Source organism: Rhodococcus sp. 05-2256-B1, assembly GCF_002258465.1.
Taxonomy (GTDB): Bacteria; Actinomycetota; Actinomycetes; order Mycobacteriales; family Mycobacteriaceae; genus Rhodococcoides; species Rhodococcoides fascians.
Window position 1 is genome coordinate 75,364 of record NZ_NOZA01000031.1, and the last position, 20,796, is coordinate 96,159.

A 20,796-nucleotide genomic window follows, 5' to 3' on the forward strand; every position below is an offset into this window, starting at 1 on the left:
TTCTAGAACAATGATTGTCGAACATGCGTCGACAACTCGCAGGGGCTCGAGTGGAGCCTGCACGACGACCAGTGCGAATCCGGGATCGGGGACCGAGCAACAACCCATTCGGACAATTCACACTACGGTGGGATTCATGACAATCGAAGATGTGGGCGGCAGGCGAACGGTGACGGCGGATGAGCTTCTTCTGTTGGTGGGTGATCATCTCCTCATCGAGGAGGGTGTCCCGACCGGGTTCATCGAGAGCGCTGGACAGGTTGCCGAGAACGTGGCGGTGACGGTCACCGATGGCGTCGACGGAACCACCACGACCGAGCGCGTTTTTCTTCCCGACGCCGAGGTGACCATTGAACCAGCCGACCGCGGACGCGCTCCGGTCACGATGTGACGATCGAGTTCAGCCGACACCGAAGTACATTCCTGTAACTCGAGCAACTCGGATCACACCAGCCACACTGGCACCGAACTGAGCTAGGGTGACGAAAACCCGTCATCGTTCAGGAGGGCAGCCGACAATGCGATCCGACCGCCAACAACCGTCGATTCGCGTTGCCGTGGTCTCCTGTGTCGCCGTGTTCGGGCTCGCCATGGGATCCAGTTCGGCGACGGCCGAGCCCGCTGCGCCGATCTCGACCCCAACGATTGCCGACGCAGTACGTTCGGCCGACGCGCAGCAGTACAACGATGCGCAGAATGCTCTGGTCAAGGGTCGCTACGAGGCCGGTTTCGCCGCACTGGACGCGGTTGCCACCGCCGCACCGAACGATGCCAATGTGGCAGCACTGCAGACGTTCTACGCCAACGCAACCGATGATGCCGACGCACGTGCGCAGCACTCGGCCCGCCTGCGCGCCCTGTCTCCCCCGCTTGCCGATGCGGTGGATCGGGCTATCGAAGTCATCGACGAGGCGGCGACGGAGACGATCGACTTCGCGCCTGCGACCGATGGCGTGAGGACGGCAATCGTGGTGCTCGGCCTGGGCCTGAACGACGACGGCAGTATGGCACCGGAATTGGTGCAGCGACTGAAATCCGCTGCCGCGGTCGCCGAGCGTTCCCCCGAATCACCCATCATCGTCACCGGTGGAAATCCGCAGCGCGGCGTCACCGAAGCCGAAGCGATGAAGAAGTGGCTGATCGACAACGAGATTGCGGCCGACCGCATTCACGCCGAGTCCACTGCGAATTCGACGGTGCAGAATGCGCAGCGCGCCACCTCACTGGCCGCTGAGATCGGTGCTGTGAATCTGGTGCTCGCAACAACTCCCAGCCATCTTCGGCGAGCGATCTCCGACTTCGAGATCGCTGGTGCCGACGTGATCGGTGCCGCCACATCCACCCCCGACGATCTTCCGGCCCTGCCCGCGCTCGCACCGACAGCACGGTTGGGCATGACCGTCGACGCCACCAAGATCATCGGGATACCGCGCACCTACTGACGCATCCACCCGCGCAGCACAGACGCCGCCCCGGCGTCGAACATCACCCGACGATCCTCGTCGTCGGCCATCCCGGGTATCGACAACTCGAGCGACACCAGACCGTGCACGATCGCCCAGAACGAGTGGCTGATCACGTCCACCGACGCGCCGCTCATCGTGCCTGCCTCGACGGCGCTCGCCACCGCCGCCCGAAGCGGATCCATCGCGGCGGCCGCGAGGTGTGCTTGATCGGATACGTCGACCGAACCGAGCACTCCGCCGAACATCACTGCGTAGAGGTGTGGGTTGGCCATGGCCCAGCGGCGGTACGCAAATGCCAGTTCGCGCAGGTCGACCTCGGATTCCCCGGTGACAGGAACGCTGCGTTGCGCGTCACCGAAACTCGAGAACGACGCGCCGAACAGAGCCACCAGCAGCTCCGCTCGACCGCCGAACAGCGAGTAGATGGCCGTGGTCGAGGTGCCCTGCGCGGCCGCGAGTTTACGCAACGACAACGAGTCGACGCCATGGCGCGCAACGGTTTCCGCTGCGGCTTCGAGTAGCCGGGTGCGCAGTTCGGCATCGTGAATTCTGGGTCTCGCCACTTGCGAAATCTATCACAACAGTGTTTTATAACAGCGTCACGCCATGCGCTCGGCCCCGAAACGAACAGACGGGAACACGTCATGCAATCCATCATCGACGGCCGCACCACGGTCGAATCCGACCGCGACACCGTCACGGTCTTCCTCATCGGAATGCGCATCAACAATCCCCTTGCCGTTCGCTCCTGGCTTCCCGCCGCGCGCGCGATGCCGCGGATGCTCAGCCACCTCGAGCAGGATCCCACCTCCGGACTGCTCGGCTACCACTCGTGGTTGGGCCGCACCACCATGCTCGTCAGTTACTGGCGCAACGCGGAAGACCTGACGCGATTCGCCTCCGATCCCGACGCACCACATGCCCCCGCATGGCGTGCCTTCAACCGATCGGTCGCTGCGACCGGCCATGTCGGCGTATGGCACGAAACCTATACCGCGACAGCCCAGGACAGTGAAGCGATCTACGTCAACATGCCGACATTCGGCCTCGCGGGAGCCATCGGTGGAATCCCCGTGGGCACCGGCTCGCACACGTGGAAGCAGCGAATGAAGTCCGCTAAGTAGGCCTGTACGAGCTAGAGGAAGTTCCCGGCCCGCGCGGCGATATCGAGAACGGGCTGAGGAAAGACTCCCAGTGCCACGGTGACGATCACCGACACCCCGATCGCACAGGCCACCGGCGCGGTAGGACGCACCACCGTGGCGGTCCGTTCGCTGGGTTCGGTGAAGAACATCAGCACGATCACGCGCACGTAGAAGAACGCTGCAATCGCACTGCACACCACTCCGACCACGACCAGTGCGGCTCCCCCCGCACCCGAGGCTGCGCTGAACACCGCGAACTTACCGATGAACCCACTGGTGAGCGGGATCCCGGCGAACGAAAGCAGGAACAAGCCGAACACAGCGGCGACGATCGGCGAGCGGCGACCGATACCCGCCCATCGCTCCAGGTCGCTCACCTCACCGCGTTCGTCTCGGGCCAGACCGATGACGGCGAATCCACCCAGCGTGCTGAAGGCATAGGCAAGCAGGTAGAACATCGTGGCCGACACCCCCGAATCACGTACATCACCCGAAATACCCAGCGCAGTCACTCCGGTGAGGATGAACCCGGTGTGCGCCACGGACGAGTAGGCCAGCATTCGTTTGACGTCGGTCTGCGTCACCGCGACAACCGAACCGAGCACCATCGTCGCGATGGCGATCACCCACAACATCGGACGCCAACTCAACTCGAGACCGGGCAGCGCCATTCCGAAGATTCGCAGAATCGCACCGAAGGCCGCCACCTTGGTCACGGTGGCCATCAGCGCCGTCACCGGAGTGGGGGCACCCTGGTAGACGTCGGGAATCCACGAATGGAAAGGCACGGCACCGACTTTGAACAGCAGACCCACCGCAAGCAAGGCGGTTCCGATCAGTGCCAGTGATCTGCCCTGACCGTCTGCCGTGATGGCGTCGGCGATTCCGTCCAATCGGACCGTCCCGGCGTAGCCGTAGAGGAACGCGACTCCGAACAGGAAGAACGCAGACGAGAACGCGCCCAGCAGAAAGTATTTGAGGGCTGCTTCCTGAGAGAGCAGTCGTCGTCGTCTCGCCAGTCCGCACAGCAGATACAGCGGCAACGACAGCACTTCCAGCGCCACGAACATCGTCAGCAGATCCGTGGACGCCGGAAACAGCAGCATGCCTCCGATCGCGAACATCGCCAGTGGAAAGACCTCGGTCTGGGCGACGCCTGCATCGATGGCCTGCTTCTCTGCCACGCTGCCCGGCGTGGTCGAGGCCTGCGGAGTGAACGAGTCGATGCGGCGCTCGGCCCCGGCCCCGGTGACGGCGACGGTGCGCTCCGCCAACAGTGCGATGGCCGGAATTGCCACGAGCACAATGGTTCCCTGCAGGAACAGAGTCGGTCCGTCGATCGCGACGGCCCCGTTCATCGCGGCTGCCTCGGTGCCGGCCAGGCCGAGCACTGCCGCGAGGGCGCCGACCAGCCCTGCCAGAGCGAGACCCACGTGGGTTGCGCGACGAGCACGTAGCGGTACGAACGCCTCGACGAGAACCCCGAGAACCGCGACACCGAAGACGATCAACATGGGCGACAGCAGACCGTACTGCACTTCGGGAGTGGTCATCGTTGACCTCCTGCACTGTCGACGATCGTGGATTGCACTGCCGGAGTGATGATGTCGAGTGCCGGTTTCGGGTACACCCCGAACACGATCAGCAGCGCGAGCAACGGGACCACCACCAACGCCTCACGGGGAACGAGATCGGAGATCTTGTCGGTGCCCTCTCGGACCGGCCCCGTCATCACCCGTTGATAGAGCCAGAGAATGTAGATCGCCGACAGCACGAGCGCACCGGTGGCCACGATTGCGGCGACGCCGTAGCGACCGAATGTGCCGATCAGCACCAAGAATTCGCTGATGAACGGGGCAAGACCGGGTAGCGAGAGCGTGGCCAGACCAGAGATCAGAAACGTTCCGGCGAGCACCGGCGCGACCTTCTGGACGCCGCCGTAGTCGGCGATCGCGCGTGAACCACGACGGGACACGAGAAAGCCTGCGATCAAGAACAATGCGGCGGTGGAGATTCCATGGTTGACCATGTACAGCGTGGCACCGGCCTGACTCTGACCGGTCATCGCGAAGATGCCGAGGATGATGAATCCGAAGTGCGAAATCGAGGTGTAGGCAATGAGTCTCATCATGTCGGTCTCACCGATCGCCAGTATCGCGCCGTACACGATTCCGATCACTGCGAGCGTGATGATCCACGGGGCGAAAGTATGCGACGAACCGGGAAAGAGCTCGAGGCAGAAGCGCAGCATGGCGAAGGTGCCGACCTTGTCCACCACCGACATCATCAGCACAGCAGTCGCCGGGGTGGACTGCACTGCAGCGTCGGGTAGCCACGTGTGGAACGGCCAGAGCGGTGCCTTGATCGCGAACGCGAACATGAAGCCGAGGAACAGCGCGTTCAGAACCATCGGATCCACACCGAGTCCCCCCGATGACGCCGCATCCGCGATCGCGCGTAGATCGAACGTCCCGCCGACGAACGGACCGTCGGGCCTGGCCGTGACGACGTACAACCCGATGACGGCAGCCAGCATCACCAGGCCACCGAACAGGTTGTACAGCAGGAACTTCACCGCGGCACGCGTGCGCTCGGTACCACCGAAACCACCGATGAGGAAGTACATCGGGATCAGCATCGCCTCGAAGAAGATGTAGAACAGCAGTACGTCCAAGGCGAGGAACGAGACGATCACCATGGACTCGACCACCAGGATCAACGCCATATAGGTGTGCGAGACCCGGCGCGATCCGTAGTGCGCCACGCGGCTGCCGTCGTGCCAGCCCGCGACGAGGAGCAATGGGGTCAGAACGGTGGTGAGCAACACCAGCACGAGGCCTATTCCGTCGAGGCCGAGCGTGTAGCGCGCACCGAATGCCGCTATCCAGGAATGATCTTCGAGGAACTGGTAGCGATCGCCACCGAAGTCGAATGCCACGGCGAGTACCACCGACACCGCGAGTGTGCCGGTAGCGAACCCCACGGCGACACCACGCGCGATTGTCGGACGATCGGCCGGCACCAGGGCGACGACAATCGCGCCGAGAATCGGCAGAACCCACAGGACGGTCAGCCAGGGGAACGTCACAGGACCACCACCATCAGCACGACGAGAACTGCCCCAGCGAACATCGCCAACGCATAGGACCGTACGAATCCGGTCTGCAGCCGCCTCGATCGAGTGGATACTCCGCCGATCGATCTCCCCACCCCGTCCACGACCGCGTCGATACCCGCCTTGTCGGCGAATACCATTGTGTTCGTGAGCTTTTGACCGGGCCGCATGAATGCTGCCTCGTTGAAGGCGTCGCCGTACAGGTCAGCGCGTGCGGCTCTGGTCAGCACCGATACGTCCTCGGGTGGAGTCGGGGGAACGTCACGAGCGATGTACTTCCGGTACGCGACGCCTGCACCCACGAGTACCACCGCCAAAACTGCGACCGTCACGACCCAGGCAGGTATCGCGTGTTCTTCGTGCGCCGATCCCACCACCGGTTCCAGCCACGTCTCGAGGCGTCCACCCACCGCAAGGAAGGCACCCGATGCCACCGAGCCGACGGCCAACAGAATCATCGGAGCCGTCATGGTCGCCGACGCTTCGTGCGGATGTGCCTGCGCCGACCAGCGTTTCGGGCCGAAGAACGTCATCAGCATCACCCGAGTCATGTAGAAGGCCGTCAAGCCCGCACCGAGCAACGTGACGCAGCCCAGCACCACACCTGCCGCTCCCCCGGCCGCGAACGCAGTCTCGATGATCGGATCCTTGGCGAAGAAACCGGAAAACGGCGGAACTCCGATGATGGCGAGGTAGCCGAGACCGAACGTGACGAACGTGATCGGCATCGCGGCACGGAGCCCGCCGAACCGTCGCATGTCGGTCTCGTCGTTCATCGCGTGCATCACCGAGCCGGCCCCCAGGAACAGGCCTGCCTTGAAGAATCCGTGCGACAGCAGCAGCACGATGGCGAAGGCATAACCGGACGGGCCGAGTCCGGCCGCGAGCACCATGTACCCGATCTGACTCATCGTCGAGGCGGCGAGCGCCTTCTTGATGTCGTCTTTCGCACAACCGATGACGGCACCGAACAGCAACGTCACCGCGCCGACCGTGACGGTCGCCGCCCGCGCCACCGGCGAGGCCTCGAACACCGGTCCGGATCGGACGATGAGATACACCCCGGCGGTGACCATCGTCGCCGCGTGGATGAGTGCGGAGACCGGCGTCGGGCCCTCCATCGCGTCGCCGAGCCACGACTGCAGCGGCACCTGGGCCGACTTTCCGCAGGCCGCCAGCAGCAACATCAGTGCCATGGCGGTCGCCACCGATTCACCCGCGTTCCCGATTCCCGCGAACACCACGTCGTACTGCACAGACCCGAAGTTCACGAACATGATCATCAGGGCGATGGCCAAGCCGATATCGCCGACGCGGTTGACCACGAACGCTTTTCGAGCAGCCGTCGCTGCCGATGGCTTGTGTTGCCAGAATCCGATGAGCAAGTACGACGCCAGACCGACACCCTCCCACCCCAAATAGAGGCCGAGGAAATTGTCTGCCAGCACCAGCAGCAGCATGGCTGCGAGAAACAGATTAAGGTACGCGAAGAAGCGTCGCCGCTCCGGGTCATGGCTCATGTACCCGATCGAGTACACGTGAATGAGTGATCCGACCCCGGTGATCAACAGGACGAAACAGATCGAGAGTTGATCGGCACGCATGCCGAAATCGACCTGCAATTCGTCGACGGGCACCCAGCGGAACAGCGTGTGAGTGAGTGTTCTGTCCGACTCGTCCCGTCCGAGCATCGACGAGAACACCAGCGCCGCAACGACGAACGACGACACCGCGGCGGCCGTCGCGAGAAGGTGGCCCCACGAGTTGCAGCGCCGGCCACCGAGCAGAAGGACGGCCGCACCGAAGGCCGGCAGAGCCGGGAGAAGCCACAGGATCGACATCGTTTCTGCTCCCCCGTCAGTTCTTCATCAGATTGTTCTCGTCCATCGAGATCGAGCGACGAGAACGGAAGATGGCCATGATGATCGCCAGGCCCACCACCACCTCGGCTGCAGCGACCACCATGGTGAAGAACGCGAACAATTGGCCGTCGAGATTGCCGTGCATGCGAGAGAACGTGACGAACGCGAGATTGACTGCGTTGAGCATCAATTCGATGCACATGAACACGATGATGGCGTTGCGCCTGACGATGACGCCCGCTGCGCCGATCGTGAACAGCAGAACCGACAGGTAGAGGTAATTTTCTGGATTCATCGCGTGTCACCCCCGTCCACCTTGTACTCGATGCCTCGATCGGCGAACAGTGCGTTGACGGACGAGTCCGACTCGCTTCCGTCCGGGAGCAGAGCCCGTCGATCGACGCCGTTGTGACGAGCGAACACACCGGGGCTCGGCAGCGGCGTCACCCTGGAGCCGTCACGGAACCGGTCCTGCGACATCTCCCGCTGACCCTTCACCGGTCCCAGAGCCTCCCGGTGCGCCAGAATCATCGCCCCGATGGTGGCCGTGATCAACAGCGCGCCGGTCAGCTCGAACGCCCAGACGTACTCGACGAAGATCAGCTCGGCCAGGCCTTCTACGTTTCCGGTGGAGTTGGCCGCGTCGAGTCCGGCGAAATCGAGTCGCCCGGCGCGGGCCGAGTCGCGCAGCAGCACCCCGATGATCAACAGCCCGAAGCCGATTCCGATGACAACGGCCGCGATACGGTGCCCGCGCAGTGTCTCGGTCAACGACTCCGAGGTATCGACGCCGACGAGCATCAGGACGAACAGAAACAGCATCATGACCGCGCCGGTGTAGACGACGATCTGCACGACACCGAGAAACAGGGCCCCTTGGGCCATGTAGAAGGTAGCGAGAACCACCATGGTGGCCGCGAGGAACAGTGCCGAGTAGACGGCCTTCGTGCTCATCACCACACCCAGTGCACCGATGACCGCAACGACACCGAGGGTCCAGAACTGCACGGCCTCGCCGGTGGAGGTTGCCTCGAGCGCGAGCTGAACGGTGGCAGTCATCGAACCGGCCCTCGATCGGTGTCGGCCTCGCTCTCGGCACCGGTGACGGCACCGCGGTAGTAGTCCTCTGCCGAACGCCCCGGTGCCATCGCGTGCGGCGGCGGCACCATGTCCGGCTCCAGCGGTGCCAGCAGCGAATCCTTCTCGTAGATCAGGTCGGCTCTGTTGTCACCGGCCAGTTCGTATTCGTTGGTCATCGTCAGAGCCCGTGTGGGACAGGCCTCGACACACAGTCCGCAGCCGATGCACCGGAGATAGTTGATCTGGTAGACCCCGCCGTATCGCTCGCCCGGCGAAAACCGTTCGGTCTCGGTGTTGTCGGCACCTTCGACATAGATCGCGTCGGCCGGGCAGGCCCACGCACAGAGTTCGCAACCGATGCACTTCTCGAGCCCGTCGGCGTACCTGTTGAGCTGATGGCGGCCGTGATAGCGCATCTCGGTCGGCTTCTTCTCCTCCGGATACAGCTCGGTTTCGGGCTTTTTGAACATGGTGGCGAAGGTGACACCGAAACCTGCTATAGGACCGAGGAATTCAGGCATCGGCGTTCTCCTTCTGGGACGCGGCCACGGTGGACCGTGCGCCGGCGTGCCGGCTCGCGATGTTCGTGCCCTGCTTCGGAATGGGAGGTACGGGAAACCCGCCCGCCGCAGCGTCGAACGGTGCGACGGGTGCAGCAGGCGGCAGGTTTCGTGTGCGCGCGCGGCGGCGCAGTAAGAGCAGCAGCGAACCCAGGACGGCGACTGCAAAGATCGTCGACACCACGAATGTGACCAGAGGTACGTCGTATCGCCCGGCCCCCAGAACCCGCACCGTCGCGATCACCATCACCCAGATCAGAGCGACGGGAATGAGGATCTTCCAGCCGAAGTTCATGAACTGGTCGTAACGCAATCGCGGCAACGTCGACCGCAACCAGATGAAGACGAACAGGAACACCCACACCTTGGCGACGAACCACAGCACCGGCCACCACCCGGAATTGGCACCGCTCCACAGACTCAACGGAATCGGAGCCCGCCAGCCACCCAGGAACAACGTGGTCGCGAGCGCCGACACCGTGACCATGTTGATGTACTCGGCAAGCATGAACATCGCGAAACGCAAGGAGGAATATTCGGTGTGGAACCCGCCCACCAACTCCCCCTCGGCCTCGGGCAAGTCGAACGGCGCGCGGTTGGTTTCACCCACCATCGCCGTCACGTACACCAGAAACGACGGCAACAACAGGAACACGTACCAGGTGTTCTGTTGCGCACCAACGATTCCGGACGTCGACATGGTGCCCGCGTACAGGAACACCGCAGCGAACGAAAGCCCCATCGCAACCTCGTAGGAAATGACCTGAGCCGTCGAACGCAGTGCACCCAGCAACGGATACGTCGAACTCGACGCCCAACCGGCCAGGACGATCCCGTACACACCCACCGAGGTGACCGCGAGGATGTACAGAACCCCCACCGGCAGGTCGGTCATCTGAAGCGGAGTCGTAGTGCCGAACACCGACACCTCGGGACCGAACGGAATCACCGCGAAGGCCATGAAGGCAGGGACCACCGAAATGATCGGAGCCAGAATGTAAATCGGCTTGTCGACGCCGGTCGGAGTGATTCCCTCTTTCAGAGCGAGCTTGATCCCGTCCATCAGAGACTGCAACAGTCCCCACGGACCCACCCGATTGGGCCCGACGCGCATCTGCATCCACGCCATGATCTTGCGTTCGGCATAGATGGCCACGAGCGGTGTGAGCACCAGAAAAACGAAGACCGCCAGGGCCTTGCCGACCACCAGCCACCACGGATCGGTGCCGAACATCGACAGATCGGTCGGCGCTGCGGCAATCACGATGCACCACCCCCGGGTCGTTCCGCAGGCTCCACTCCCGCACCCATGGGTCGTTCCGCAGGCTCCACTCCTGCACCCTCAGGTCGCTCCGCGGGCTGATCCCTGCGAATCCTCACCACCGCACCCGACTCCGCGCCGAGTGAGCCGTACACCGAAGACCCCGGTGAGTTCATCGGCACCCACACCACGTTGTCGGGTAGATCGGTGACTTTCAGTGGCAACGTGATCGAGCCCCGGCCCGTCTCGACCCTGACCAGGTCGCCGGGCGACGCTTCGATGCTCGACGCCGTCGTCTCGGACAGCCTGATCACGGGTGCCCGGCCGGTCTGCGCGAGATTGTCCTCGCCGTCCTGCATCCGTCCCGAATCGATGAGCATTCGCCAGGTGGCCAGAATTGCCTGGCCGATGGAGAGCGTCGGCATATCTCGCCGTGGTGCCACTCGGGCCACAGGAATCCGTGATCCGCTCCAGGCTCCCAGCCGTGCCAACTCGCCGCGCGCCGCCGCCGCGTCGGGTAGCGACAGTTCGACTCCCATCTGCGCGGCAATGGCGTCGAGAACGCGTTGGTCGGGCAATACTGCGCCGGCACCGAGTGCCGTGTCGAACGTGCGAGGCCTGCCCTCCCAGTCGACGAAGGTTCCGGGCTTGTCGACCACCGGTGCCACCGGAAACACCACGTCGGCCCGCTCGGTGACGGCGCTGTGGCGTAGTTCGAGGCTGACCACGAATGCCGATCGGTCCACCGCGTCGAGCGCACCCTGCGGATCGGGCAGATCGTCCGGGTCGATCCCTGCGGTGATCAGGGCGCGGTCAGGCCCGGCATCCGCCAGTATCGCCGCGGTATCTCGGCCCGCGTCCGTAGGCAGTTCTGTCACTCCCCACACGGCTGCCACCTCGGCGCGGGCGGCGGCGTCGGCGACGGGCCGCCCGCCCGGCAGCAGGTTCGGCAACGTGCCTGCGTCGAGGGCACCGCGCTCTCCTGCCCGTCGCGGAATCCATGCCAGGTTCGCTCCGGTGTCGTCGGCCAACTTCGACGCTGCGGACAATGCACCGGGAACGGAACCGAGCCGCTCGCCCACGAGCACGATCGCTCCAGGGCTCCGGAGGAGCTGGGCGATCGATTCGGTACCGCGGTCACCCACGTGCAGTGCGTCGAGCCACTGTGGTTCCTCGCCGGGAATCGACTGCAGGAGCACCCCGTCGAGCTTGCGCAGACCGCGGCTGGCCCAGGATGCGATGGACGCCACGACCACGCCGCGGGTCCGGCGCGCCTTGCGCAACCTGAGGAACATCAGCGGTGACTCTTCTTCGGGCTCGAACCCCACCATCAACACCACAGGAGCGTTTTCGAGATCCGAGTAGGTCACGCCCAGCCCCGTCGCCGCGATACGACCGGCCAGGAACTCCGCTTCCTCGGCGCTGTGAGCACGGTTGCGGAAGTCGATGTCGTTGGTGTGCAGCACTGTTCGCGCGAACTTGGCGTATGCGTAGGAGTCTTCGACAGTCGATCTTCCGCCCACGAGTACCGCAGCGTTCCCGATCGACGCAGCCAGTCCCGTTGCCGCCGCCGCCAATGCGGCCGACCAGGACGTCTCGACCAGAGCCCCCGATTCGTCTCTGACCATCGGTGCGCCGATGCGGTCCGGCTCGCTGGCGTACTTGAATGCCCACCGGCCCTTGTCGCAGTTCCACTCTTCGTTGACCTGGGGATCGTCACCAGCCAACCGGCGGAGGACCTTGCCACGACGATGATCCGTGCGTTGCGCACAGCCTCCTGCGCAGTGTTCGCACACGCTCGGCGAGGACGTCAGATCGTACGGGCGCGCTCGGAACCGATACTCGGTGTTCGTCAGTGCACCCACGGGGCAGATCTGGACGGTGTTTCCCGAGAAGTAGGAGTCGAACGGCTCGGTGCCGAAGATGCCGACCTGTTGCACGGCACCGCGTTCGAGCAGCTCGATGGATGGATCACCGGCAACCTGCGCCGCGAAGCGAGTACATCGAGCGCACAGGACACAGCGTTCGCGATCGAGCAGAACCTCGGCCGACAACGGAATCGGTTTGGGATACGTGCGTTTGGTCTCGGTGAACCTGGACTCGGTGCGACCCGCGGCCATCGCCTGATTCTGCAGTGGACACTCACCGCCCTTGTCGCACACCGGGCAATCGAGAGGATGATTGATCAGCAGCAATTCCATGACGCCACGTTGCGCTTTGCCCGCGACCTCCGACGTCACCTGAGTGCGCACCACCATGCCCTCGGCCACGGTCGTCGTACAGGACGCCAACGGCTTGCGTTGCCCCTCGACATCGACCAGACATTGGCGGCAGGCGCCCACCGGATCGAGCAGCGGATGATCGCAGAATCGCGGAATCTGTACGCCCATCAACTCGGCCGCGCGAATCACCAACGTGCCCTTGGGAACACTGATCTCGTGGTCGTCGATGGTCAGTGTCACCATCTCTACTGGGGCGACCGACTGCTCAGGGCTGGCAGGAGTGGAGCCCGCGGAACGACCCGAAGATGCAGGAGTGGAGCCCGCGGAACGACCATGTGCTGCTGCAGTCATGACGTCAGCTCCTCTGCCATCAGGGTCGATCGGTGTGGATCGAATGGGCATCCCTGCTCGGTGACGTGACGGATGTATTCGTCACGGAAGTACTTCAGCGAAGACACGATCGGGCTGGCAGCACCGTCTCCCAACGCGCAGAAGGACTTTCCGGCGATGCCGTCGGCGATGTCGAGCAAGGTCGTCAGGTCGGCCTCGGTACCGGTTCCACCGTCGAGGCGACGCAGAATTTGCACCAGCCAATACGTGCCCTCCCGGCACGGTGTGCATTTGCCGCAGGATTCGTGTGCGTAGAACTCGGTCCAGCGCAGCACCGCTCGCACCACGCAGGTCGTCTCGTCGAATATTTGCAAGGCCTTGGTGCCCAGCATCGATCCGGCGGCACCGACGCCCTCGTAGTCGAGTGGAACATCGAGATGCTCGCCGGTGAACATCGGCGTCGAGGATCCTCCCGGCGTCCAGAACTTCAGTTCGTGTCCCGGTCTGATCCCGCCCGCGTAGCCGAGCAACTCCCGCAGCGTGATCCCCAACGGTGCCTCGTACTGGCCTGGACGGCAGACGTGGCCCGAGATGGAGTACAGCGTGAAGCCGGGTGACTTCTCGCTACCCATCGATCGGAACCAGTCGATTCCTTTGCGCAGGATCACTGGAACGCTGGCAATCGATTCGACGTTGTTCACCACAGTCGGGCGTGCGTAGAGGCCCGCCACTGCGGGGAACGGTGGCCGCAGCCGAGGTTGTCCGCGCCGACCTTCCAACGAGTCGAGGAGGGCTGTTTCCTCGCCGCAGATGTACGCGCCGGCTCCGGCGTGGATCACCAACTCCAAGTCGAATTTCGTTCCGAGAACACCCTTTCCCAGATAGCCCGCCGCGTAGGCCTCGGCGACCGCAGCCTGCAGCCTGCGTAGCACCGGCACTACCTCGCCGCGGACGTACACGAATGCATGGGATGCGCGAATTGCGTACGCGGCGATCACTATTCCTTCGACCAGCGTGTGCGGGCTCGCCATCAGCAGTGGCATGTCCTTGCAGGTACCCGGCTCGGACTCGTCGGCATTGACCACCAGACAATGCTCTTTACCGTCGTTCTGCGGGATGAAGCTCCACTTCGTTCCGGTCGGAAATCCTGCGCCGCCGCGACCGCGTAATCCGGAGTCCTTGACGAAGGCGATGAGGTCGTCGGGGTCCATCGCGAGGGCCTTCTCGAGCCCGCGGTATCCGTCGTGGCTGCGGTAGACGTCGAGCGTCCAGGAATTCTTTTCGTCCCAGAACTCGCTCAACACCGGCGTCAGGGCCATGTCACGCTCCCTTCGTCGGTGGATCGGTCTCGGTGGTGTTCGGTTGTGGTGGCACGGTCGCCGAGGGTGCCGGTGCGGGCTTGTCTCGCACCGTCTCCGGTGCGGCCGCGGCTCCGACGTCCGGGTGATCGTCGTTCGGTCGTGCCCCGGCCTCGGGTGCCGACATCGCGTGTTCGCGCGCGTATCGCAGTCCGGCCAGGGTGGCATCGCCTGCACTACCGGTCGCTTCGAGTGCCTCGGGCCGATAGTCGGAAAATCCGGCGAGAATCCGCTCGGTCTCGCGGAACGTGCACAACGGTGCTCCACGCGTCGGAGTGACCTGGGTGCCGGATCGAAGTGCATCGACCAGATCCCGCGCAGACGACGGGGTGCTGTTGTCGAAGAACTCCCAATTGACCATCATCACCGGGGCGTAATCGCATGCGGCATTGCACTCGATATGTTCCAGGGTGATCGTGCCGTCGGCGGTGGTACCTCCGTGCTCGACGTCCAGGTGATCACGCAGCGCGTCCATGATGGCGTCGCCGCCCATGACAGCACACAGCGTGTTGGTGCACACGCCGACGCGGTACGTCCCGGTGGGTTCGCGTCGATACATCGAGTAGAAGGTCGCGACTGCAGTCACCTCCGCCCCGGTGAGTTCGAGTACCTCCGAGCAGAATTCGATTCCAGCGGGCGTGAGACAGCCGTCCTCGGCTTGCACGAGATGGAGCAGCGGCAGCAGGGCCGATCTGGCCTGCGGATAGCGCGCAACGACGACCTCGGCGTCGGCGTGCAGCCGGGCGAGCACCTCGGCGGGATACGACGTTCGTGCACCCGGCGTGGCCAGTTGCACCGGTTCGTCCGGCCGGGCTCCGAGTTGGATCAGAACCGGTTCCGACTGGGGCTGCGCGGTCATCGATCCACCCCACCCATCACCGGGTCGATACTGGCGACCGCGGCGATGACGTCGGAGATCATTCCGCCCTCGCACATTGCCGCCACCGCTTGCAGGTTGGTGAAGGATGGATCTCTGAAATGCACTCGGTACGGCCTGGTTCCACCGTCGCTGACGATGTGTACCCCGAGCTCCCCTCGCGGCGACTCCACCGAGGACAACACCTGGCCGGCCGGGACCCGCATTCCCTCGGTCACCAGTTTGAAGTGGTGAATCAGCGATTCCATCGAGGTGTCCATGATGGTCCGCACATGCTCCTGAGAGTTGCCAAGGCCATCGGGTCCCGAGACCAGCTCGGCTGGCCACGCGATCTTCTTGTCGTCGATGACGACCGGCCCGGGACGCAGGCGGTCGAGGGTCTGTTCGACGATCTTGAGCGATTCCTTCATTTCTTCGACGCGAATCAGATATCGCCCGTAACAGTCGCATCCGGTGTCGGTCACCACGTCGAACTCGTAGTTCTCGTACCCGCAGTACGGATCGGACCGTCGCAGGTCGTAGGGCAGTCCGGTCGAACGCAGCACCGGACCGGTGACGCCCAGCGCCATACATCCGGTGAGATCCAGATAACCTACGTTCTCGGTTCTGGCTTTCCAGATCGGGTTGTCGTTGAGCATGAGTTCGAGGTCACGCAGGCGTCCCGGCAGCACGCGAAGGAGCTCACGTACTCTGCCGACCGAGTCCTCGGGTAGGTCCTGCGACAGTCCGCCCGGCCGGATGTAGGCGTGGTTCATGCGCAGGCCGGTGATGGCCTCGAAGACGTCGAGTATCAGCTCGCGCTCACGGAACCCGAACAGCATCGCGGTGACCGCTCCCAATTCCATTCCGCCCGTGGCCAATGCGACGAGATGCGACGAGATGCGATTCAGCTCCATCAGCATCACCCGGATCACCGTGGCGCGCTCGGGAATGTCGTCGGTTATACCCAGTAGCTTCTCCACGCCGAGGCAGTATGCGGTTTCGTTGAAGAACGGCGACAGGTAGTCCATGCGGGTGACGAACGTGACGCCCTGGGTCCAGTTTCGGTACTCGAGATTCTTCTCGATTCCCGTGTGCAGATACCCGATCCCGCAACGAGCCTCGGTGACGGTCTCGCCCTCGATTTCGAGAATCAACCGCAGCACGCCGTGTGTTGACGGGTGCTGCGGGCCCATGTTGACCACGATCCGCTCGGTACTCGATCCGCGGGCCAACTCGACGACGTCGTCCCAGTCCTGTCCGGAGACCGCGTAGATGGTTTCGTCCGTTGCACTCATCAGTTGTACGACCTGCGCTCGTTGGGAGGCGCGACGCGAGCGCCCTTGTACTCGATGGGAATTCCGCCCAGCGGATAGTCCTTGCGTTGTGGATGACCGACCCAGTCGTCGGGCATCTCGATCCGCGTCAATGCAGGATGACCGTCGAAGACGATGCCGAAGAAGTCGTAGACCTCGCGCTCGTGCCAGTCGTTGGTGGGATACACCCCGCACAGCGACGGACTGTGTGGATCGTCGTCGGGGACGGCAACTTCGAGTCGGAGCCGACGGCCGTGCGTGATGGAGACCAGATGGTACACAACGTGCAACTCCCGGCCGATCAGGTCCGGATAGTGCACACCCGATGCGCCGGTACACAATTCGAATCGCAATTCTTCGTCGTCCCGTAGCGCCTGGGCGACGGCAGGCACGTACTCCCGCACCAGATGCAGCGTCAATTCGCCGCGATGAATCACCACCCGTTCGACGGCGGCGTCGAACGTAGCGACGGGGTTCACAGCAAGAAGGACGGTGGCCAACCGATCGACGAGGGCATCGAAGTAGCCGCCGTAGGGCCGCGTCGCGGTGTCCTCCGCTGCCGCCGGCGGCACCAATCGGCCGTAGCCCGACGTGTCGCCACTACCGCGAACCCCGAACATCCCGCGTGGCCGCTGAGACATTTTTCCTGGCGGCTGAGACATCCCACCCGGCGGCTGCGCCGTCATCGGAGCAAACCCTTCAGATCGATCGTCGGGGTGGACGAGAGTGCAGCCGCCTCGGCGGCCGCTCGCACCTGTTCCCGGTTCACACCCAACGGCATCTGCTGAATCTTTTTGTGCAACTCCAGGATTGCGTTGAGCAGCATCTCGGGCCGAGGCGGGCACCCGGGCAGATAGATGTCGACGGGCACGATGTGGTCCACTCCCTGGACCACCGCGTAGTTGTTGAACATTCCGCCCGAGGATGCACAGACACCCATGGCGAGAACCCATTTCGGTTCTGCCATCTGGTCGTAGACCTGCCTCAACACCGGAGCCATCTTCTGGCTGACGCGGCCGGCCACGATCATCAGATCCGCCTGCCGGGGGGACGCGCGAAACGCTTCCATTCCGAATCGCGCGAGATCGAAACGGCCGGACGTGGTGGCCATCATTTCGATGGCACAACATGCGAGCCCGAAGGTGGCGGGCCACAGCGAGCCCTTACGTGCGTACCCGGCCAACCCCTCGACGGTGGTCAGCAGGAATCCGCTGGGTAGCTTCTCTTCGAGTCCCATCGATCACGCTCTTTCGCTTCCGCAGAATGAGAACAGTGCATCGTTCCGTCGTCGTATCCGAGATCGTGTGGTCAGTCCCAACCGAGCCCGCCTCGCCGCCACTCGTACACGTAGGCCACCGACACGTTCACGACGAACAACGCCATCGCGACGAGCCCGAACGCACCGAGAACGTCGAGGTGGACGGCCCAGGGATAGAGGAAGACGATCTCGATGTCGAAGATGATGAACAGCATCGCGGTGAGATAGAACTTCACCGGAAATCGTTGTCCCGTAGGCGCATGCATCGTGGGTTCGATTCCACATTCGTACGCGTCGAACTTCGCTCGGTTGTATCGGGCGGGTCCCACCATCGTGCCGACCATCACCGAGAAGACTGCGAACGCGACTGCGACGGCACCCAGGACGAGAATCGGAACGTAGGCGTTCATTCGGGCATCCGCTCCCTCGATCGACGACCGCGCCGCCGCGAAATTAAATGCGACGGCCGTACCAATGTGACCTGAACCACACAGTATGGGTTCGGTGCAGATCTCGCGGGATTTCGAGCAGTCCAGTTTCGTAAACCGTTGACGCGCATGGGCCACCCACCCTCGGACCCAATCATTGATGTGATCCACATCACTCGTGCCTCACATGCGGTCCACACCGCGAGGGACGACCAATCACCGAACATTTCCGGCCACCCGACCCGGGCTGCCGCCACCACTGAGGAGAGACGATGAAGTCGATTTCCGTCTCGGCGCTCGCCGCCGAGGGACTGGGAACTGCCCTGCTCGTGATATTCGGCGTCGGCACCGCCGTCATCGCGGGCGACACCGTCGGAACCCCGGGCATCGCCCTGGCGTTCGGACTCACACTGCTTGCCCTCGTCTACGCGATCGGCCCGATCTCGGGCTGCCACATCAACCCGGCCGTGACGATCGGAGCCCTGATAGCTCGCGCCATCACCCCGATCAAGGCTGCGTTCTACATCGCCGCCCAGGCCGCAGGTGCAGTGATCGGCGCGCTGGTCGTACTGTTGGTCGCATCGGGCCGTCCCGGGTACGACATGTCGTCGGACGGTCTGGGCACCAACGGATTCGGCAGCTCCTCGCCCGGAGCGTACGGCTTGGCGTCGGTCGCGGTGTTCGAGACGATCGCGACCGGCCTGCTCGTACTCGTCGTACTCGCCACCACGGCCCCCACCGTTCACCCCGTCGTGGCGGCCGGCATCCCGATCGGCCTCACCCTGACCGTGGTTCACCTGCTGGGCATCGGAATCGACTCGACCTCGGTCAACCCTGCTCGGTCCCTCGGCCCCGCCCTCGTCGCCGGCGGCCCTGCCCTGTCACAACTGTGGGTGTTCGTGGTGTTCCCCGTGCTCGGAGCTGTTGTCGCCGGCTCGATCCACCGGTTCGTGCTGACGGTGCCCGCATCGGAGAAAACGGTCTGATCTACCGCGATCGAGAGACCCTGGCACCGACGCGACCCGAGTGCTGCCTCAGCAGATCGACCACCGCGCGCCCGAGTCGAATCGGATCCACTGGATGGGGAACTGCGGCCTCGGCGCGCGACCAGTCGGCCAACCACCGGTCGTCGGGGCGTCCGATGAGTACCAGCACCGGCGGGCAGTCGTCGATCTCGTCCTTGAGTTGCTTGGCCAAACCCAGTCCGCCGACGGGCGAGGACTCACCGTCGAGGATCGCCACATCGATTCCACCCGCGTCCAGGTGCTCGATGACCACGGCCGCGGTGGCAACCTCGACGAAGTCGACGACGCCGAGCGCCGGATCGGGCCGGGTGCCCACCGCAGACATCACCTGAGCGCGCGTGGCCGCGTTACTGCTGTACACGAGCACATGCACCTGACCTGCCGAACTTGCTCTCGCTGTGGCGTCGGACACACCGCGATGGTAGCGCGGCCCCCGGTGGACCGGGCCCGAACGCACGTCGCAGAGGTACTTTCGCGTCGTCGACGTCGGGTGGCGGCAGCTCAGGAGATGGTGACGATCACGGCGGCCGGTTCCTCGGTGCTGTGCACCGCGAAGTCCGGACGGTCTGACGCCACGGCGACGAAGGACTGTGAGATTCCATCGGCATCGGCCAGGAAGTCGACCGCCACCACGGCGGAGTCCGGCTCGTTGCGAATCCGATCCGGCCCGGCATACGGAACGACGGTGACATCCGGCTCGGTCGAGGTACCGGCGATGTCGACCTGGAGTACGGCTCGCCCGGGAAGCGCGACCGGCTCACTGGTTCCGTATCGGACGGCCTCGTCGACGTAGCGCACCGTATAGGACACCGGCCCGTTGCCGCGCAGTCGATACTCGACGGAGGAGGCTCGCAACACCACGTCCGTCACCGCCACGGGTGAGCCCGACGGGTGACGAATTCCCTCCAGCGACAGTCCCGGCACGACCGGCGGCACCGTTTCGGTGGGGGCGGTCGGCGCGGTGAACGGGTCACCGACCACGAGCGAGCCGGTGGCGGTCTCGAAGTTCGGTGACGACGACGCATCGGGCGTCGGGCGAGGTGCCTCACCGGCGGAGCAACCGACGAGCAGCACAGCAGCGAGCAGTGGCGCTAAGACCGACCCGGCCGCCACAGGCCTGCGATACCCCTCGCTCATCGACTCACCGTACAGATGAAACCGATCGGTTCGATAGTGTCGATCGGCCGCAGTTCGGTCACGGTCCCACCTGCCGCAAATCCTGCTAGCGTCGTCGAGCATGGAGCCCACGAGCTATTCGTCCGGTGAACGCGTGTTCGGACCTCCCAACGGGACGTTCGACGCGGACTGGGCGGCCACCGCGCTGCGGTCAAACCGACCGGAATTGGACCACCCGACCTCGGTGCAACTGGTCGAGCGGGCCTGGGAGTTGCTTCGATCGTCGAATCTTCGCGGCGAGCCACTCGCGACGGCTCTGGATCTCGAGCCCGGCCTCGCCTCGGCGGTCGCGGCCGTGGCAACGGAGACGGCGGAGCTCTACCTCGACCGACGGTAGG

At 64.1% G+C, this 20,796-nt stretch carries 22 protein-coding genes; 5 read left to right on the top strand and 17 right to left on the bottom strand.

What is annotated here, in order from left to right; all coding sequences use genetic code 11:
- The first annotated feature begins 136 nt into the window (after positions 1–136).
- Together CH285_RS20315 and CH285_RS20320 are read left to right on the top strand one after the other, a co-directional pair.
- Positions 137–391 (top strand): hypothetical protein, encoded by a 255-nt coding sequence (locus CH285_RS20315; protein WP_027496789.1) that lies wholly within the window; start codon positions 137–139, stop codon positions 389–391.
- A 127-nt stretch (positions 392–518) separates the two neighbouring features.
- Complete coding sequence (locus CH285_RS20320; RefSeq protein WP_052053320.1) at positions 519–1,442, top strand: YdcF family protein; 924 nt, start codon at positions 519–521, stop codon at positions 1,440–1,442.
- Here the strand turns inward: CH285_RS20320 and CH285_RS20325 are convergent.
- Complete coding sequence (locus CH285_RS20325) at positions 1,436–2,029, bottom strand: TetR/AcrR family transcriptional regulator (protein WP_027496788.1); 594 nt, start codon at positions 2,027–2,029, stop codon at positions 1,436–1,438. The genes CH285_RS20320 and CH285_RS20325 overlap by 7 nt on opposite strands.
- Before the next feature lie 81 nt (positions 2,030–2,110).
- Between CH285_RS20325 and CH285_RS20330 the strand changes: the two genes are divergently transcribed.
- Positions 2,111–2,590, top strand: a complete 480-nt coding sequence (locus CH285_RS20330; protein WP_032370831.1) for a DUF4188 domain-containing protein — start codon at positions 2,111–2,113, stop codon at positions 2,588–2,590.
- A gap of 11 nt (positions 2,591–2,601) precedes the next feature.
- On the opposite strand, the gene nuoN is transcribed toward CH285_RS20330, so the two are convergent.
- The 14 genes from nuoN to CH285_RS20400 form a co-directional block, all read right to left on the bottom strand.
- On the bottom strand, positions 2,602–4,164 hold the full coding sequence (gene nuoN / locus CH285_RS20335) for an NADH-quinone oxidoreductase subunit NuoN (protein ID WP_094642993.1): 1,563 nt from the start codon (positions 4,162–4,164) through the stop codon (positions 2,602–2,604).
- Positions 4,161–5,699 (bottom strand): NADH-quinone oxidoreductase subunit M, encoded by a 1,539-nt coding sequence (locus tag CH285_RS20340; protein ID WP_094642994.1) that lies wholly within the window; start codon positions 5,697–5,699, stop codon positions 4,161–4,163. Before CH285_RS20340 ends, nuoN begins: the two co-directional genes overlap by 4 nt.
- Positions 5,696–7,567 carry an NADH-quinone oxidoreductase subunit L gene (nuoL, locus tag CH285_RS20345; RefSeq protein ID WP_094642995.1) on the bottom strand — a complete coding sequence of 624 codons (1,872 nt, stop codon included), beginning with the start codon at positions 7,565–7,567 and terminating at the stop codon, positions 5,696–5,698. The genes CH285_RS20340 and nuoL overlap by 4 nt, the downstream gene beginning before the upstream one ends.
- A gap of 16 nt (positions 7,568–7,583) precedes the next feature.
- Positions 7,584–7,883, bottom strand: coding sequence for an NADH-quinone oxidoreductase subunit NuoK (gene nuoK, locus CH285_RS20350; RefSeq protein ID WP_032383367.1), 300 nt, complete (start codon positions 7,881–7,883; stop codon positions 7,584–7,586).
- Positions 7,880–8,647, bottom strand: a complete 768-nt coding sequence (locus CH285_RS20355; protein ID WP_032366452.1) for an NADH-quinone oxidoreductase subunit J — start codon at positions 8,645–8,647, stop codon at positions 7,880–7,882. Before CH285_RS20355 ends, nuoK begins: the two co-directional genes overlap by 4 nt.
- Positions 8,644–9,189 carry an NADH-quinone oxidoreductase subunit NuoI gene (nuoI, locus tag CH285_RS20360; protein WP_027496782.1) on the bottom strand — a complete coding sequence of 182 codons (546 nt, stop codon included), beginning with the start codon at positions 9,187–9,189 and terminating at the stop codon, positions 8,644–8,646. The genes CH285_RS20355 and nuoI overlap by 4 nt, the downstream gene beginning before the upstream one ends.
- A complete protein-coding gene (gene nuoH, locus CH285_RS20365; RefSeq protein WP_032391636.1) occupies positions 9,182–10,462 on the bottom strand; it encodes an NADH-quinone oxidoreductase subunit NuoH in 1,281 nt (426 codons plus the stop codon). Before nuoH ends, nuoI begins: the two co-directional genes overlap by 8 nt.
- A 26-nt stretch (positions 10,463–10,488) precedes the next feature.
- On the bottom strand, positions 10,489–13,062 hold the full coding sequence (locus tag CH285_RS20370; RefSeq protein ID WP_094622454.1) for an NADH-quinone oxidoreductase subunit G: 2,574 nt from the start codon (positions 13,060–13,062) through the stop codon (positions 10,489–10,491).
- Complete coding sequence (gene nuoF, locus CH285_RS20375; RefSeq protein WP_094642996.1) at positions 13,059–14,360, bottom strand: NADH-quinone oxidoreductase subunit NuoF; 1,302 nt, start codon at positions 14,358–14,360, stop codon at positions 13,059–13,061. Before nuoF ends, CH285_RS20370 begins: the two co-directional genes overlap by 4 nt.
- A gap of 1 nt (position 14,361) precedes the next feature.
- Positions 14,362–15,258, bottom strand: coding sequence for an NADH-quinone oxidoreductase subunit NuoE (gene nuoE / locus CH285_RS20380; RefSeq protein ID WP_094642997.1), 897 nt, complete (start codon positions 15,256–15,258; stop codon positions 14,362–14,364).
- Positions 15,255–16,553 carry an NADH dehydrogenase (quinone) subunit D gene (nuoD, locus tag CH285_RS20385; RefSeq protein WP_094642998.1) on the bottom strand — a complete coding sequence of 433 codons (1,299 nt, stop codon included), beginning with the start codon at positions 16,551–16,553 and terminating at the stop codon, positions 15,255–15,257. The genes nuoE and nuoD overlap by 4 nt, the downstream gene beginning before the upstream one ends.
- Positions 16,553–17,257 (bottom strand): NADH-quinone oxidoreductase subunit C, encoded by a 705-nt coding sequence (locus tag CH285_RS20390; protein WP_174557255.1) that lies wholly within the window; start codon positions 17,255–17,257, stop codon positions 16,553–16,555. Before CH285_RS20390 ends, nuoD begins: the two co-directional genes overlap by 1 nt.
- Positions 17,254–17,808, bottom strand: a complete 555-nt coding sequence (locus CH285_RS20395; RefSeq protein WP_027496776.1) for a NuoB/complex I 20 kDa subunit family protein — start codon at positions 17,806–17,808, stop codon at positions 17,254–17,256. Before CH285_RS20395 ends, CH285_RS20390 begins: the two co-directional genes overlap by 4 nt.
- A 71-nt stretch (positions 17,809–17,879) precedes the next feature.
- The gene (locus CH285_RS20400) at positions 17,880–18,239 is read right to left on the bottom strand and encodes an NADH-quinone oxidoreductase subunit A (protein WP_027496775.1); all 360 of its coding nucleotides are present in this window, start codon (positions 18,237–18,239) and stop codon (positions 17,880–17,882) included.
- 290 nt (positions 18,240–18,529) lie between these two features.
- Between CH285_RS20400 and CH285_RS20405 the strand changes: the two genes are divergently transcribed.
- Positions 18,530–19,243: an aquaporin gene (locus tag CH285_RS20405; protein ID WP_032370827.1), complete on the top strand. Its 714-nt coding sequence runs from the start codon at positions 18,530–18,532 to the stop codon at positions 19,241–19,243.
- A 1-nt stretch (position 19,244) separates the two neighbouring features.
- Here the strand turns inward: CH285_RS20405 and CH285_RS20410 are convergent, their stop codons facing one another.
- Positions 19,245–19,694, bottom strand: a complete 450-nt coding sequence (locus tag CH285_RS20410; protein WP_051365375.1) for a chemotaxis protein CheY — start codon at positions 19,692–19,694, stop codon at positions 19,245–19,247.
- 89 nt (positions 19,695–19,783) lie between these two features.
- Positions 19,784–20,419, bottom strand: a complete 636-nt coding sequence (locus CH285_RS20415; protein ID WP_141214967.1) for an AMIN-like domain-containing (lipo)protein — start codon at positions 20,417–20,419, stop codon at positions 19,784–19,786.
- 100 nt (positions 20,420–20,519) lie between these two features.
- Here CH285_RS20415 and CH285_RS20420 point away from each other — a divergent pair, with 100 nt between their 5' ends.
- On the top strand, positions 20,520–20,795 hold the full coding sequence (locus tag CH285_RS20420; RefSeq protein ID WP_094642999.1) for a hypothetical protein: 276 nt from the start codon (positions 20,520–20,522) through the stop codon (positions 20,793–20,795).
- The last annotated feature ends 1 nt before the right edge of the window (position 20,796 follow it).